The organism is Paenibacillus sp. O199, assembly GCF_001636635.1.
Taxonomy (GTDB): domain Bacteria; phylum Bacillota; class Bacilli; order Paenibacillales; family Paenibacillaceae; genus Paenibacillus; species Paenibacillus marchantiae.
This window is the reverse complement of record NZ_LGRP01000014.1, coordinates 1-14978: the sequence shown is the minus strand read 5'-3', so window position 1 is coordinate 14978 and position 14978 is coordinate 1. Positions and strand designations below refer to the sequence as shown.

The 14978-nt window shown below is 48.1% G+C and carries 13 protein-coding genes; 12 read left to right on the top strand and 1 reads right to left on the bottom strand.

Going from position 1 to position 14978, the window contains the following annotated elements; all coding sequences use genetic code 11:
• The first annotated feature begins 49 nt into the window (after positions 1 to 49).
• Positions 50 to 1525 (top strand): aldehyde dehydrogenase family protein, encoded by a 1476-nt coding sequence (locus tag A6049_RS19805; RefSeq protein WP_063566327.1) that lies wholly within the window; start codon positions 50 to 52, stop codon positions 1523 to 1525.
• 247 nt (positions 1526 to 1772) lie between these two features.
• Positions 1773 to 1925: a hypothetical protein gene (locus A6049_RS33640; RefSeq protein WP_162842451.1), complete on the top strand. Its 153-nt coding sequence runs from the start codon at positions 1773 to 1775 to the stop codon at positions 1923 to 1925.
• A 126-nt stretch (positions 1926 to 2051) separates the two neighbouring features.
• On the opposite strand, the gene A6049_RS19800 is transcribed toward A6049_RS33640, so the two are convergent.
• Positions 2052 to 2291 carry a hypothetical protein gene (locus A6049_RS19800; RefSeq protein WP_063566326.1) on the bottom strand — a complete coding sequence of 80 codons (240 nt, stop codon included), beginning with the start codon at positions 2289 to 2291 and terminating at the stop codon, positions 2052 to 2054.
• A 423-nt stretch (positions 2292 to 2714) separates the two neighbouring features.
• Here A6049_RS19800 and A6049_RS19795 point away from each other — a divergent pair, with 423 nt between their 5' ends.
• The 10 genes from A6049_RS19795 to A6049_RS19750 all read left to right on the top strand — a co-directional run.
• On the top strand, positions 2715 to 3035 hold the full coding sequence (locus A6049_RS19795; RefSeq protein ID WP_063566325.1) for a hypothetical protein: 321 nt from the start codon (positions 2715 to 2717) through the stop codon (positions 3033 to 3035).
• A gap of 56 nt (positions 3036 to 3091) precedes the next feature.
• Positions 3092 to 7096: a type VII secretion protein EssC gene (gene essC / locus A6049_RS19790; protein WP_063566324.1), complete on the top strand. Its 4005-nt coding sequence runs from the start codon at positions 3092 to 3094 to the stop codon at positions 7094 to 7096.
• A gap of 16 nt (positions 7097 to 7112) precedes the next feature.
• Positions 7113 to 7943 carry a hypothetical protein gene (locus A6049_RS19785; RefSeq protein WP_063566323.1) on the top strand — a complete coding sequence of 277 codons (831 nt, stop codon included), beginning with the start codon at positions 7113 to 7115 and terminating at the stop codon, positions 7941 to 7943.
• A gap of 6 nt (positions 7944 to 7949) precedes the next feature.
• The gene (locus A6049_RS19780) at positions 7950 to 8498 is read left to right on the top strand and encodes a WXG100 family type VII secretion target (RefSeq protein ID WP_063566322.1); all 549 of its coding nucleotides are present in this window, start codon (positions 7950 to 7952) and stop codon (positions 8496 to 8498) included.
• A gap of 193 nt (positions 8499 to 8691) precedes the next feature.
• On the top strand, positions 8692 to 8967 hold the full coding sequence (locus A6049_RS19775) for a WXG100 family type VII secretion target (RefSeq protein WP_017689071.1): 276 nt from the start codon (positions 8692 to 8694) through the stop codon (positions 8965 to 8967).
• 157 nt (positions 8968 to 9124) lie between these two features.
• Positions 9125 to 11215, top strand: a complete 2091-nt coding sequence (locus tag A6049_RS19770) for a serine/threonine-protein kinase (RefSeq protein WP_063566321.1) — start codon at positions 9125 to 9127, stop codon at positions 11213 to 11215.
• A 33-nt stretch (positions 11216 to 11248) separates the two neighbouring features.
• Complete coding sequence (locus A6049_RS19765; RefSeq protein ID WP_063566320.1) at positions 11249 to 12001, top strand: vWA domain-containing protein; 753 nt, start codon at positions 11249 to 11251, stop codon at positions 11999 to 12001.
• A gap of 11 nt (positions 12002 to 12012) precedes the next feature.
• Complete coding sequence (locus A6049_RS19760) at positions 12013 to 12855, top strand: protein phosphatase 2C domain-containing protein (RefSeq protein ID WP_095206168.1); 843 nt, start codon at positions 12013 to 12015, stop codon at positions 12853 to 12855.
• 189 nt (positions 12856 to 13044) lie between these two features.
• Positions 13045 to 13851, top strand: coding sequence for an SDR family oxidoreductase (locus A6049_RS19755; protein ID WP_063566319.1), 807 nt, complete (start codon positions 13045 to 13047; stop codon positions 13849 to 13851).
• A gap of 178 nt (positions 13852 to 14029) precedes the next feature.
• On the top strand, positions 14030 to 14978 hold a 949-nt coding region (locus tag A6049_RS19750), incomplete at its 3' end, for a DEAD/DEAH box helicase (protein WP_145921941.1).

Here is a 14978-nt window from a genome sequence, read left to right as displayed (position 1 = left end):
CACCGCTTTGAGGTGAGACATTCCATCTTGTTTGGGAGGCGTTATTCAGATGACTTTAATGGAGACAGAACATACAACATGGACGAAACAATTTATTAATGGCGAATGGGTAGAAGGCTCCGGCGAGAAAATAGTGGAAAATAAAAATCCTTACACGGGAGAGGTCATCGCAACCTGGCGATCCTCGAACAAGGAAGATATAGATCAGGCATATGAGGCGGCCCGAAAGTGCTCGGTGGAATGGAAGAAATCCCTGCCGGCGGTAAAAGAGGGTGTGCTTCGCAAAGTTTCGGCTTTAATGGTAGAGCGCAAAGAGGAAATTATAAAATTGCTGATTACGGAATCCGGGAGCACACGCATCAAAGCCGAGGCGGAGTTTGCTTCTGCGAAACGGATTGTGGATGAAGCTGCTTCGTTCCCTTACCGGATGAAGGGGGAGATTCTACCTTCAAACACACCAGGGAAAGAGAATCGTGTTGTGCGGGAGCCCAAGGGAGTTATCGGCGTTATCGGTCCTTGGAATTTTCCTTTGCACCTGTGTCTGCGTTCCGTAGCTCCGGCTATTGCTTTGGGTAATGGAGTCGTTATTAAGCCTGCGTCCGATACGCCGATTACAGCTGGTTGGCTTATTGCTGATCTATTTGATCAGGCTGGATTGCCTGAAGGAGTACTGAATGTGGTTGCTGGTAGCGGGAGTGAGATTGGGGATTATTTTGTAGCACATCCGGTACCCAAAGTCATTTCCTTTACAGGCTCCACAGAGGTGGGGCAGGGCATCGGCAAACTGGCGGGTGAGCATCTGAAAGAAACTGCGCTTGAACTTGGCGGCAACAATGCGATGGTTGTCCTGGAAGATGCGGATATCGAACGTGCTGCAGAGTCTGCGGTGTTCGGTAAATTCCTGCATCAGGGCCAGATCTGTATGGCACTTAATCGTATTATTGTGCATGCTGATATTTACGATAAGTTTGTGGAGTCCTTTGTTAACAAAACGAAAAAAATTCAGGCTGGTGATCCTGCTGATGCCAAAACGCTGGTAGGTCCGCTCATTCGTGAGAAGGAAGTGGAGCGCCTGCTGGACTTGATTAAGGGAGCCGAGGCAGAAGGTGCAAGATTGCTGCTGGGTGGCACTAGCAAAGGCAATGAGCTGGAGCCCACCGTGCTCGCGGATGTGAAACCAGAGCAGCATATTGTGCAACAGGAACTGTTTGGACCTGTCGCGGTATTAATGAAAGCGCAGGATGAGCAGGAGGCCGTGCGTTTGGCGAATGATACGCCTTATGGATTGAGCGGTTCCGTATTCACCGGAAATCTGGAAAGAGGGTATCAAGTTGCCCAGCAGATTGAATCGGGCATGGTGCATGTAAATGATCAATCCGTGAACGATGAGGCTCATGTGATGTTTGGTGGTGAGAAATCATCGGGTATTGGTCGTTTCGGTGGCGATTGGGCTATTGAAAAGTTCACGCGGACACGCTGGATCAGCATTCAGCATCAATATCGGGATTATCCGGGAGTGCAATAGTTCGACAGTGAACATGGATTAGAAAATACTTTATTTTATAATCAGATAGGGTTCGGGAAAGAGTGACAAAGATTGCGCAGAGTCCGCCTCATGCTTGATGGGGCGGCCTTTTGCATGTTTTTACACGTTTGAAAATAGGTTAGGAAATGGTGTGAAAAAGCTGTTTGGTATACCTGTAATCTGGTTATTTATGGATACACGGGCAGAACAGATCCGTAAATCCAATAGGTAAAGGGGCCTGAACTTCATGTCCATTGACCGTTTCATTCTGAGAAAGCTGAATACTTGTCAGGAAGAAAATACACGTGATAATCTGGTTCGGTTGTTTGTCATTCGAATCCAAAAGGCCGAGATGGAAGAAGAACACGAAAATGCTTATGTCGTCAGCCGAGTGCATTAGAAATAGATAAAAGAGATTCTGTACACAAAAAAAGGAAGCTTGTCCTTAGCGGCAAGCTTCCTTTTCCTTATGTTCGCGAATGAATGAATTCGCAGTTTCCTTGTTGAATTAAACAACTGACTCATCTTAATAAAGCGATAAGGCGAGGGAGTCATTTTCGCTACGGCTGTGAAGAATGGCTTCACCACCGACAATCTCAATACTAATCAATGATTGCAGACATTTCTGTAAAGCACGTTTACCATTGCTAATTTTGTTCTCAAGTGCACTGCTAAGCAATCGTAGTGTCTTTTGTACAGGTTGTTTGTTTTCTTGATTGAAATATACAGGGATTGATTTGTTTTGAAAAGTTATTAGTGTTCTCACTAGAAATCACCTCACGAGAGTTATTTCTTACTGGTTATATTAAATTCCAATGCTTAAAATTACCTTAAAATCAGCTTATGAAAACATAAAGGTGTGCAATGTTTGAAAAGTGTTCACAATTCAATTGTGGGCGAAGCATTAAAAAATCCCGAAAAATCAATTTACAGATTCCATTTATATGGAAGAAAGACATGTAGTTTCGCATCCTTGCAATAATTAACGTGACTACTGCCTCGAAAGTTCTGAGTCGAATGGACGATATTTTAATATATACGTGGGTCATATGTAACAAAATTACAGGTTGCACATTGCAAACAGGGTGTTTATGTAAGAAAATAGGGATGGAATATCGTTTCATCTGCATTTTTTTGATTTAATTTGACACTAGGACAATTTACATATGAGACCATGGGAGGGATTATTTTGATTCTTACCGTGTATTCCGGCCGGGAGGAAGGCGAGTGGTTCGACATCGAGGTCCCGGATGAATGTACTATTGAACATCTGAAGACATTGCTGGGAGTCCGCATCTTCGGGCAGGCACCGGGAGAGGGCATTCAGTACATCCTTGAAGCCAAATTTCCGGAAGGATTGTGGTTCTCGCCACAGAACGCACAACAGTTAATGGAAACAGGGCTGCGTCAAGGAAGCTGTGTGCGAATCCAGCGGGCGTTCTCTACCACTTCTGAAGAAGCACCTGTGTATGGAAGACGTTCATTGTTTCAACAGGACAGCAACGAATGAACAATCTGGACGTATATATTGATTACGGCAATGAAATATAAGGAGGTCTTCTCTTCGTGAATGTGTTATATCAGCGTTCTCCAAGAATGACACCGGTTCTCAAGGAAGAAAGGCTTGAAATTCTGAGGCCTCCGGCAGAACCAAACAAACCTACATTTTCAATGATTTCTATTATTGTACCGATCATGATGACGATGGTCAGCATCGGTTTCTACGTATATATCAATATGAGCGGCAAAATGAACAATAGCAATTATATGATGTTTCAGATGATGACGGTTATGATGATGCTTACGTCATACACGATTCCGTTTTTTGTGTATCTGAGCAACAAGAAGACCTATCGCAAAAAGCTGGAAGAGCGTACTACTATGTATCGAGCACAACTGGAGAAGCATCGTGAAGAGCTGAAGGAAGCTCAAGCGGAGCAAGTGAAGAGTCTGTACGAAATTCATGGTGATCCGAATGTATGTCTTCAGTTGGTGAAGAATCGCAACAGTTCGTTATGGGAACGTTCTCCTGAAGATGATGATTTCCTGCAGGTACGAATTGGCACAGGCGAGATTCCGTTTCGGATCAAACTTCAGGTTCCTCGTGTGGACGGTTACGAAAAGGATGAGTTAATTGAAGCGGCTCATGAATTGGCAGCTGAATTCGAGACGGTGCCCGAAGCATCGATTACACTGCCTTTATTTCAATCGAAAGTGATGGGTCTGGTCGGCAATCGTGAGGAAGTTCTTTCTTCACTTCGAGTGATTATCTCACAACTGACCGTTCGTCATTCACCGGATGAATTGAAGATTGCTGCCTTTTATGAAGAAAAGGAATCGAAGGAATGGGATTGGCTACGCTGGCTGCCCCACATTTGGGATGAAGATCAAGGACAACGCTATATGGCCGACAGGCACAGCGGTGCGCATCAATTGGCGGACAGCTTGTTTTCCGTGTTGAACCGTAGGCGCAATAATAAGGAAGATCGCTACAAGAAAACCGTGCAAACTCCATGTTATGTGGTGGTTCTCTCGGATACTCAATTAATAGAAGAAGAGCCGCTGCTTCCTCTGCTGCTGGAATCAGCTCAGGAGATCGATGTATGTACCATCATATTGGCAAACCGTAAGGAATCGCTACCCATGCATTGTCAGTTAATTATGGAGGCTTCCAAAGGCAAAGGGCTTTATATCAAAAAAACCGAGGATGCCGACGTGATCAGGCAAGCGTACACGCCAGATGTGATCTCCAGAGAGTCCGCAGAGGCGCTCTCGCGTTATATGTCACCGATCCGTCTGAAACGATCATCCGCTTCGGATATACCACAGGTGCTTCCGTTGTTCGACATGCTAAGTACATCACGAGTAGAGGATCTGGATGTGGTCGCACGCTGGAGCCAGACACGATACCCGGACACACTTCCCGTACCTATGGGCGTGCGAGCTGGGGGTAAGAAAATTGCGATTAACTTACATGATAAAATTGAACGTCAGGGCCATGGCCCGCATGGCCTGATCGCAGGGACAACAGGTTCAGGCAAAAGTGAAGTTATCCAGTCGATTGTGGCCTCTTTGGCTGCCGAGTTTCATCCGCATGATCTGGCTTTTATGTTAATTGACTATAAGGGCGGCGGGATGTCGAATACATTTGTGGGCTTGCCTCACGTCGTCGGCACGATCACCAATCTGGATGGGAATTTGATTGAACGAGCCAATATCTCACTGCGGGCCGAACTGGTCAGAAGGCAAAAAATATTAAATGATGCAGGAAATCTCCAGCACATTGATGAGTACTACAAAATTCTGCGTTCCAGACATGAACAGCCTCTGCCGCACTTAGTTATCATCATTGACGAGTTTGCGCAATTGAAGCGGGATCAGCCGGAGTTCATGGATGAATTAATCAGCATAGCGGCCATCGGCCGGACACTAGGTGTACATCTTATACTGGCAACTCAGAAGCCTGCAGGTGTGGTCGATGATAAAATCTGGAGCAATTCGCGTTTCCGTATCTGTCTTCGCGTTCAAAGCGAAGGGGATAGTCGGGATATGATCAAAATTCCGAATGCGGCCTGGATCACCAAGCCGGGTCGTGGATACTTCCAGGTAGGCAGTGATGAAGTGTTTGAGGAAATGCAATTCGCCTGGAGCGGTGCGCCATATAATCAGCAGGAAGATACAACGACGGTACTGCCTGTTATGGAAGTTCGTTTGAATGGGAAACGTGAGCCACTATTGACTGGAGAGCGCAGAGCTGTGCTCAAAGGGGAGGATGTGCCCAAGCAGCTTCAGGTATTCATTGATTATGTGGCGGAAGCGGCAGCAGAGGCGGGGATCACCCGATTACCGGGACCCTGGTTGCCACCCTTGCCTGAGACCCTGGAATGGGAAATTCTCAACGACTGGCAGGAAGAAGAGAATCGTGAGGCATTGCTTGACGGGGGTGCCAGTGGCCTGAAACCTGTAGTTGGACTGCTGGATGATCTGCCTAATCAACGACAGCAGCCGCTCGCACTTCCGGTGGATCAGGGACATCTGGTTGTATACGGTATGCCTGGTCTGGGGAAAACGACGTTTGTGCAAACCTTGCTGATGTCACTGGCCCGTTCTAAGCGGACTGAACCTTGGCATGGCTATATTATTGATATGGGCCGGATGATGAAGGATTTTGCTAGTTTGCCTCAGATCGGTGGGGTAATGATGTCTGAAGAGGAAGATCGGATCAAGCGGTTATTCCGGTACATCCTGAAACTGTCGGCACAACGCAAGGACATGATCTCGGAAGCCGGGGTTAAGACAATATCAGCCTACCGTCGCACAGCCCATGCAGCTGTGCCGCAAATTGTAGTTGTTATTGATGGTTATCTTTCTTTCCGAAATGCGTATCCCGAGGAGAATGAACTTCTGGAAACGATCCTTCGTGAAGGCGGCAGTCTGGGAATCACATTTATCCTCACGGCCAACCGTGTTACGGATGTATTTGAGAAATTCAGAAGCAATATTCCCAATGCAGTTTCGTTTGAATTATCTGATCCAAGCGACTATTATTACGCAGTGGGTCGGCCGTCCAAGGCACCTAGCCAGCTTCCACCAGGAAGAGGACTGGTCAAAGGACAGGTTCCTCCATTGATGTTCCAGGCGGCGTTGCCGTCATCCGGAGCAGATGAAGGCAAACGTTCTTCCGCTCTGCGCCGCACGATTGCAGAGATCAGAGAAAGCTGGAACGGAGAAGAAGCGCCGCAGATTGCGCCGCTCCCGGAAGAGGTTAAGCTCAAAGATGTGCTTATCCGTACAGGAACCTTCGGGCAAGTTGGAGACGTATCATCCTTAACAGTACCCGTAGGTTTGCTAACCGATGATCTGGAACCCTTCCAGTTAAATTTGCGTGAAGGGCCACATTTCATGGTTACGAGTCCGATGGAAGGTGGCAAAACGACATTTTTGCTGACCTGGATGTTATCCCTTGCCTATCATGCGTCTCCTGAAGACGTGCAAATATACACGGTAGATATGCGGTATGGTTCCGGAGGACTGGGGGAAATCAGCAGTTTACCCCATGTCCGTGGACATGTATCCCGTGAAGAACAGCTTGCACCTGTGATCCAACAGTTGTACGATGAAGTTCTAAAAAGAGGCGAGTTAACCGGTGGACCGGAGATCGTTCTCGTTATCGACGATGCGGATACGTTATCCAAGCAATTAAATGATTTTAATGTGAAGGATCAATTGGGAGCGATCGTTCGTCAAGGAAGGGATCGAGGCATACATGTGATTCTGTCAGGAGTTCCGGCAGACTTCCCAACCTTTGGTTCTGACTGGGTGAACGATGTGAAGGCTTCCCAGAGCGGATTGTTGTTCGGGACTTTAGACCCTAATGATCTCTCGTTCTTCCGTATACCTTATTCGGAATCCGGAGGGAGTTCAACTGGGCTGAAGGTACTGCCTCCGGGTCAAGGTTATTATGTTAAACGTAAATATTCCAGGGTTAAAGGTGCAATTCCATGTGATGGCACCTGGAAAATGACCGATTGGATTTCTGAAATTCGTGACCGATGGCATGTTGTAGTTTGAGGGGAGGTGGCTCATAATGTTGACGGTTCATGATTCCAAGCAAAAGGTAGTCACTTTGCAAATAAAAGAGCTTTTTTTCCTGGCCGGTATTCTCGGTTCAGACCGATTGCTTGGCGTGGAAGATCCGTTCCGCGGATATATGGCGGAAGACATTGCTTTGGAGTGGGAACGTGTAAAAACATCCCTGCTCGACAAAGGATATCTGATTCAGGATCAGGACAGCAATGAGTTGATCATGACACCGACCGTATTCTCCAGGGTAGCCATTGCGGGACTGTCCGACAGGGCTTGCTGGATTCGCTACACGCACAGCGGCAAGTCGTATGAAAGTTATGTGCACTGCACGGATGAACGGGTCGTTGAAGTATCCCGTGTTGCAGACGAACCGGATTCGTTCCGGCTGAGTGATTTGGGGAATGTTCGTGAAGCGATTGATTTTCTGATTCAAAGGATGAATTGGAGTGGTCATTCTCCGGCGGAAAAGCCGGCTCTGATGTGCTCCAAGAAAAAATTCTATGATGTGATGAATGATCTGAAGAACAAAGAATTACAGGCAGTGGCTGATGAGTTAGTACAAGAGACGAGCGATCCCGAGGGATCACTTGCACTTGCGCGCTGTCTGGTGAACAAGGAATCAGAAGGGGAACTACGGTTGCTTGTATGGAACGGAGAAGGATGGAAATCACAGTCTGCGGCTTTCGCTGCAAGTACGGTATCCAACTGGCTGTTTCGCATGAGTACATCGGCTTCGGATGATTGGCTTGTTGCAGCGCTGACGACGAGAGAACAGTTTCACGAGATGCTGCTGGACTGGCTTAAACAGCCTGCAGGGGAAGAGGAAAGGTGATGGTAAATGCGCATTCGTGTGGAACCGGATGTGCTTCGGGCACTGAGCAGGCAGATTCAGTATGCGGCGGAGCAAATACAGCAAAAGATGACAGTATTGGATCAGGCCATTCATTCGCTGGAGTGGGATCTTGAAGCCCGCGCCGCGATCATGAATGAATGGAATCACAGTAAGCGACTCTGTGAAGCAGCAGTACGTCGTTTTATGGACTTGAGCGTACAGCTGGGACGCAAGGCCTTGTTATTCCAGCAAGTGGACATGGAGTATCGTACAGTGTTGAGTCATGTGAACACAGCCTATGGCAATGCGGTCAATATGTTGAATGTTCTTCAGACGGAGCGTGCAGGAGAGATTATGCCTGCGCATTCGGCAACTGCTGCTGTTGTATCCGATCCATTTTCCGCGGTAGCGGCAGTGTACCGTGTACAGGATGCCGCACCGCCTGATGGCTCACCGGCGACCCTGATTCAGGCCATGCAGCCTGAACCTGTGGCGTGGAGATTCACAGATCCCTCCTTTCGTGGGAGAAGAGGAACCGAACCTGTGGTTTCCTGAGCTCACGGGTACAAGGCTGAATAAGCAAGACAGCAGAAAGTGAATTTTTTTATAAATAGGCTGTTAGGCGAAGTTTCGAATGCCAAAAATGGGGTAAATAGGATTAGGTCCTTCGGCTTTTGTCCGATCGATCCTTGTATAGTACAATTTGAACAAGTGAATTTAATTGCACAAACCAAGGAGGAATTTACAAATGGCAGGACGTATTTTAGTTACCCCAGAACAGCTTGATCAGGTTTCCAACCAATTTAAACAAAGCGGTGAGCAAAGTCAGCAAATCGTTTCTACATTGACTCAATCCATCACAAGTATGGAAGGACAATGGGAAGGTATGACGAAACAACGCTTCTTCCAGGAATTCCAGGAAGCCAGCAAACAAATGCAATCTTTCGTTCAAACGCTAAATAGCATCAGCGCGGAACTGACGGCTATTGCCAACAAATTCCGTACGGCAGACCAAGCTCGCTAATCTGCGATACATAGTTCGGGCAGGTTCCATATCCGAATTCGCCCAGAATCATATGCAGGAAGCAAGCTGAAGATTTACAACTACAGCAAAAACCGGGCGTTTTCACAACACCCGGTTTTTGTTGCACTATGACAGAATGACAGAGAGAGGGATGAGTATGTCTTTTCAACCAAATCCCGGGGATGAAGTGGTGATTAACGACATTGCCTATATCATTGGGCAGCATCCGGCTGCACCTGGTCTGGCTTACGCCCAAGCTGGAAGGCAGGGTATCGTCTATCAGTTGTTACCCCGTAACGGTTCCGTAAGTGGGGCCAAAGCACTAAAAGTATTTTTCCCTAAATTCCGTATTCCGGCTATGGTGTATCAGTCTGAGCATATGGAGTCTTATAGTGAACTGCCAGGTTTGCAGGTATGCAAGCGTGATGTGCTCACTCCGGAAAGAAACGGAGCGCTCATTGGAGAACATCCTGATCTGTTGTACGCGGTATTGATGCCGTGGGTACATGGTCTGACCTGGTTCGATGTAATCAGCGATCAGAAGCAGCTGACAGCAGAGGAGAGTCTGAAGCTGGCGAGAGCTCTGGCCGGGATCGGCTCGGCCATGGAACAGCGTGGGCTGGCTCATTGTGATTTGTCCGCACCCAATGTGATGATTCCGTTTTTTTCCGAAGTGGAGAACCTGAGAGGGGTTTCAGCAGTTGAACTGGTAGATGTTGAGCAGATGTATGGTTCCAGAATGGATCGTCCGGATGCTTTGCTTGCCGGTTCACCGGGGTATGCGGCCCATCGGACAGTGCACAGCGGTTTGTGGAGTGCGTATGCCGATCGTTTTGCCGGAGCAGTTATCATTGCTGAGATGTTAAGTTGGTCTGATGCAGCGATTGTGGAGAAAGCATGGGGAGAAAGTTATTTTGACCAGCACGAAATGCAGACAGTAAATGAACGTTATTATGCCATGAGAGAGTCGCTGCAGAAGCGCTGGGGCTCGAAGGTGTCCGATCTGTTTATTCGTGCCTGGGAGAGTCATGATCTCAGCAGTTGCCCTACGTTTGGCGAATGGTTTGTGGCGCTGGCTGCTGTGGACATCCATCTGGCAAGTGCAGCATCTGTTGTAGAATCTGAAGTCAAGGCTTCAGACCAGACAAATGCAGTCGAGACGAACCAGATCAAAGGGACAGGAGCAGCAAGCGGTATATCGGATAAGCAGGGAAATACGGATCAGAACGTGCCCGCTGTGGAACCTTCTCCTGGTCAGGAAGCGGTAGTGAATCGTCTCTTCCTTCAGGCGAGAGCATTGGAGAATGAAGGCAAACCGGCTGCGGCGCTCGAAGTGTATCGTTCACTACATCATTTCATTCCGGATAACAGTGCGATGCAGATGGAAGTTGAGGCTGCGATTCAAGAGCTGGACGCTAAGCTAAATCCCAAGCAGGATGATGCAGCTCAGCCAGCCAAGATTCCTTTTTACCGATCCAAAAAGTTTATGATTTCTTCGGCGGTGCTGATTGTTCTGTTAGCTGGAAGCGTGCCAACGGTTAAAATATTGGCTGATCAGGCCGAGGTTAAACAGAAGGAGCAGGAGGCGGCTGCCAAGCAGGCCGAACTAAAGGCTGCGGAAGAGGCCGAAGCTGCGAGGGTGACTGCTCTGAAGCAGCAGGAAGAAGAAAAGAAACAAAAAGAAGCAGATGCGGCGAAACTTGATGCAGAGGAAAAGAAAAAGCTGGCTGAAGCGGAGAAAAAGCAGGCAGAGGCCAAGAAGAAAGAAGAAGAGCGTAAAGCGCTTCAGGCCAAGTATGATAAGCAAGCGAAATATGAGGCTTATCTTGCCAAGCAGAAACAAGAGAAGCTTGAAGCAGCCAAGAAGGCTGAACAGGAAAAGTACGACAAACAGGTAAAATATGAAGCCTATCTAGTCTGGAAAAAAGAAAATGACGCTAAAATTGCGAAGCAGGAAGCCGAGCGTAAGGCAGCAGCCGAGGCTCAACGCAAACAGGAAGTAGCCCAGAAAGCTGCGCTCAAGAAAAAACGTGCCCAGAATGTCGTCACACTGATTGCCCATTACAATAAAACGTATAATGCGCAAAAAGGCAGAAAAATTGAGAATGCGGAATCATACGCGCGTGATTTCAAAAATCTGTACAACACCGACGCGACCTATTTCAAAGGTGTCGGTAAAGTGGCAGCACGAATGAATGCGATCAATAAATTCCTAAGCAATACGGATTATACATTACCCAACTTGTAAAATAATGTGAACGACGGAGGTGACACATCCCAGATGAACTACACAATTCAAGCATCCCAGCGCACACCTGCACTGATTATCTATTTAATTGATATTAGCGCCTCCATGAATATGGTTCTGGACAACCGTCGGCGGATTGATGTCGTCTATGATGCCTTATCTCTGGCTATTCGCCAAATGGTGTTTCGTTCGACCAAGGGAAACCGATTGACACCCCGTTACAGGATCGCGATTCTGGCATACAGCGATGATGTGTACGATCTGTTGAACGGGATTAAGGGCATCGACGAGATTGCTGCTGTGGGTTCGTTGCCGGACTTAACGCCGAAAAGATTCTCGGATTCAGCGAAGGCTTTCCTGCAAGCCGAGAAGATTCTACAGGCTGAAATTCCCAATATGCAAGATTGTCCTGCGCCGCTTGTATGTCATATGACTGATGGGGTAGCTACAGGTGAAGATCCGGAGCCTATTGCCAAAAGAATTATGGGTATGAGTGTGCCTGATGGCAATGTACTCGTCGAGAATATTTTTATATCCGATCATCTGCTGGAAGGCCCTATTTCGGAGCCCCGAAGATGGAAGGGAATATCCCAGGAGACGGTCCTTCAGGATGAACATGGGGAGAAGCTGCGCAATATGTCCTCGGTTCTGCCGGAAAGTTATCGTGAAATGCTGGTTGAGGCAGATTATTTGCTTTCACCTGGTGCACTGATGATGCTTCCTGGTACTTGTGCAGAACTGGTATCCATCGGGTTTCAGATGTCCGCTGCTACGCCTGTGAGATAGGAGGGGAAATCATGAGAGCGATGCGTTTGGCAACATTGTCTGCTGGAGATAAGGGAAGCCGTGCGGACCATTATCAGAGCAACTTTCGCTATGTGAGTGTCCAGACGGGGGAACAGCCGTTGACCCGTTATCAAGGTACATTCAAGTGCAGGTACGGTTATGGAAGAGCGGCGGAGACCGTTAATCAGGGAGACACCGGACAGGATTTTGCTGCTGTTCGCATGAATGGTAATGTGTGTACTTTCGTATTATGTGATGGGGTAGGCATGAGTTACCTTGGTGATTTTGCTGCACGCTTTCTGGGAAACGCCTTGTTGGAGTGGCTGGAAACGACTCAGCATCCTTCTTTGGATGTTATGGAACGTCTGCTTCATGATTTGACCAGTCCGGCATCCGAACAGCTGGAGAAGTTGCAACCTTTGGAAAATTCGCCTGTACTGCTGCGGGAAGTGCTGATGGAGAAGCGGAGCAAGGGAAGTCAGGCCATGTATGTGTGTGGACGCATCGAGCTCACGGCAGGCAATCGAAAAAGCAAGGTGTGGCTAGCCTGGCAGGGGGACTCCCGCATCCGTCTTTGGCGTAACGGTCAGGAGGAATCGGCAGCATTTCAGGTGAACTGCCTTACGAATGAACGTTGGTCTACACTGGAGGGTCCGGTTGGTGGCAAACCGCATATCTATGAGGCTAAACTGTCTGCCAATGAAGTAGTTCGTCTTCAACTGTACACGGATGGCCTGAATGACCTAGATGCGATTCAGGCTTATATACCGGATGAGCACATCCAGGTACTGCTGGATGCCAGACATACGGGTGGGCTTGAAGATGATGCCGCTTTCATTGAGCTGGAATGGTGAGATCGGGTGAAGCATTACAGGATGATCTAATCATGCTGCTAAAAATGGTGAGCATCACCTACGAAAAAACTTGTCCGTATTGATTTAAAAGACACTCTTTTTGGGTAATCTTGTGAAGAATCTACTTACAGATATTGCATGAACGTACATTCTTACATAATTACTGAGCGAGAAGGAGTGGAATGGATAATGACACAACATAACGGCAAGTCACGGTTCGAAGGCAAAGTCGCCATTATTACTGGTGCTGGTTCGGGAATTGGCAAAGCGGCAGCGCTCAAACTGGCGAGTGAGGGAGCACATGTTGCGCTGCTTGATCTGGTTAATGATCGGATTTCGGAGACGGAAGCCGAAATTAATAAGCTGCGTGCAGGTGCCGCAAGAGCTTTCGATGTAGATATTTCCGATCCTGCCCGGGTGGAAAAAGCAGTCCTGGAGACCATCGAATTGTTCGGTGGTCTGGATATCGTTTTTGCCAACGCAGGTATTAATGGCGTATCGGCACCAATTGAGGAAATTCAGGTTGAGGATTGGCAGCAGATTATTACGACGAATCTGAACGGGACTTTTTTTACGATCAAATATGCACTGCCTCATATGAAGAAACGTGGTGGCGGCAGTATCATTATCACGAGCTCCATTAACGGTAATCAGCGCTTCTCCAGCTTCGGCATGTCGGCGTACAGTACATCTAAGGCGGGGCAAGTTGCTTTTGCGAAGATGGCTGCGCTGGAATTGGCGAAGTTCAAGATTCGTGTCAATGTCATCTGTCCTGGAGCGATTGCAACGAATATTGACCAAAGTACGGTCAAAACGGATGAGTTGCAGCAAATTGTCATTCCAATGGAATTCCCGGAAGGCCAGCAACCGCTTGCGGACGGACCGGGTCAGCCAGAGCACGTCGCTGATCTGGTAGCGTTCCTGGCTTCTGCGGAGTCCAGACATATCACAGGTGCGGAAATTGTCATTGACGGTGCAGAGTCGCTGCTGAGCTAAATGAGCATTTTGTATTCATCCATAGAGCTACTTTCAATCAGCGTTGTGAGCGAGTTAAATGGAAGGATGTAAAATGTTGAAATGGATGTATGTATGAAGTCGTTCCTCTGGAACGGCTTTTTTTGTTATAATGCTAACATTCGAATAGACACGTGGAACATTAATTAGGAGAGATGAGATGAAGACGGATTTACCGATACAACAGATTATTCCTGAACTAAGGCAGTTATTTCAGGAGAAGGATACAGGTGTGTTAATTGCGGAGCCGGGTGCGGGTAAAACGACCGTAGTACCGCTGGCACTGCTGGAGGAGCCATGGGTTACTGGACGGAAAATCATTATGCTGGAGCCCCGCAGACTCGCCGCTCGCTCGGCAGCTGCACGAATGGCAGCTTCACTAGGTGAAAAAGCAGGACAGACCGTAGGGTATCGGGTGCGGATGGATACGCGTGTAAGTCAGTCTACTCGCATAGAAGTGGTGACGGAGGGTGTATTGACCCGGATGCTTCAACAGGACCAGGGCCTGGAAGACACCGCGATGATTATCTTTGATGAATTTCATGAGCGGCATCTACATGGTGACCTTGGTCTGGCGCTTGCGCTTGAATCCCGGGCCATGCTGCGTCCTGATCTGAAACTGCTGGTGATGTCGGCCACGCTGGACCCTGTTCCTGTCTGTGCGCTGCTTGGCGAGGGAACCAGATGGATTGACTGTCCTGGACGAACGTTTCCGGTGGAAACCCGATATGTATCCAAACCGGCATCTGAGCAGATCGAGACTTTTACAGCTCAGGCCGTCGTTAAGGCACTGGTAGAACAGGAAGGGGATGTGCTGGTTTTCCTACCGGGCGCAAAAGAAATTCATCGCACAGAGCGAGAGCTGTCAAACCTCATTCTTCCTGCTCATGTTGAGGTACATGCTCTATATGGCAGCATGCCTGTAGAACGGCAGGATGAAGCTGTGCGACCCGCAGATGAAGGTAAACGGAAGGTTGTACTGTCCACGTCCATTGCTGAATCCAGTCTTACCTTGGCTGGAGTTAAAGTCGTGGTGGATGCGGGACTGAGCCGTGCCTCGGTATTCTCGCCACGAACCGGCATGAGTCGGCTCGTCACCCTGCCGGTGT

Bases quoted from the DNA above. Each gene is read 5' to 3' on its own strand.
- A6049_RS19760 (WP_095206168.1), top strand. From the start codon at position 12,013: ATGAGAGCGATGCGTTTGGCAACATTGTCTGCTGGAGATAAGGGAAGC.
- A6049_RS19755 (WP_063566319.1), top strand. From the start codon at position 13,045: ATGACACAACATAACGGCAAGTCACGGTTCGAAGGCAAAGTCGCCATT.
- A6049_RS19765 (WP_063566320.1), top strand. From the start codon at position 11,249: ATGAACTACACAATTCAAGCATCCCAGCGCACACCTGCACTGATTATC.
- A6049_RS19770 (WP_063566321.1), top strand. From the start codon at position 9,125: ATGTCTTTTCAACCAAATCCCGGGGATGAAGTGGTGATTAACGACATT.
- A6049_RS33640 (WP_162842451.1), top strand. From the start codon at position 1,773: ATGTCCATTGACCGTTTCATTCTGAGAAAGCTGAATACTTGTCAGGAA.
- A6049_RS19805 (WP_063566327.1), top strand. From the start codon at position 50: ATGACTTTAATGGAGACAGAACATACAACATGGACGAAACAATTTATT.
- A6049_RS19775 (WP_017689071.1), top strand. From the start codon at position 8,692: ATGGCAGGACGTATTTTAGTTACCCCAGAACAGCTTGATCAGGTTTCC.
- A6049_RS19780 (WP_063566322.1), top strand. From the start codon at position 7,950: ATGCGCATTCGTGTGGAACCGGATGTGCTTCGGGCACTGAGCAGGCAG.
- A6049_RS19785 (WP_063566323.1), top strand. From the start codon at position 7,113: ATGTTGACGGTTCATGATTCCAAGCAAAAGGTAGTCACTTTGCAAATA.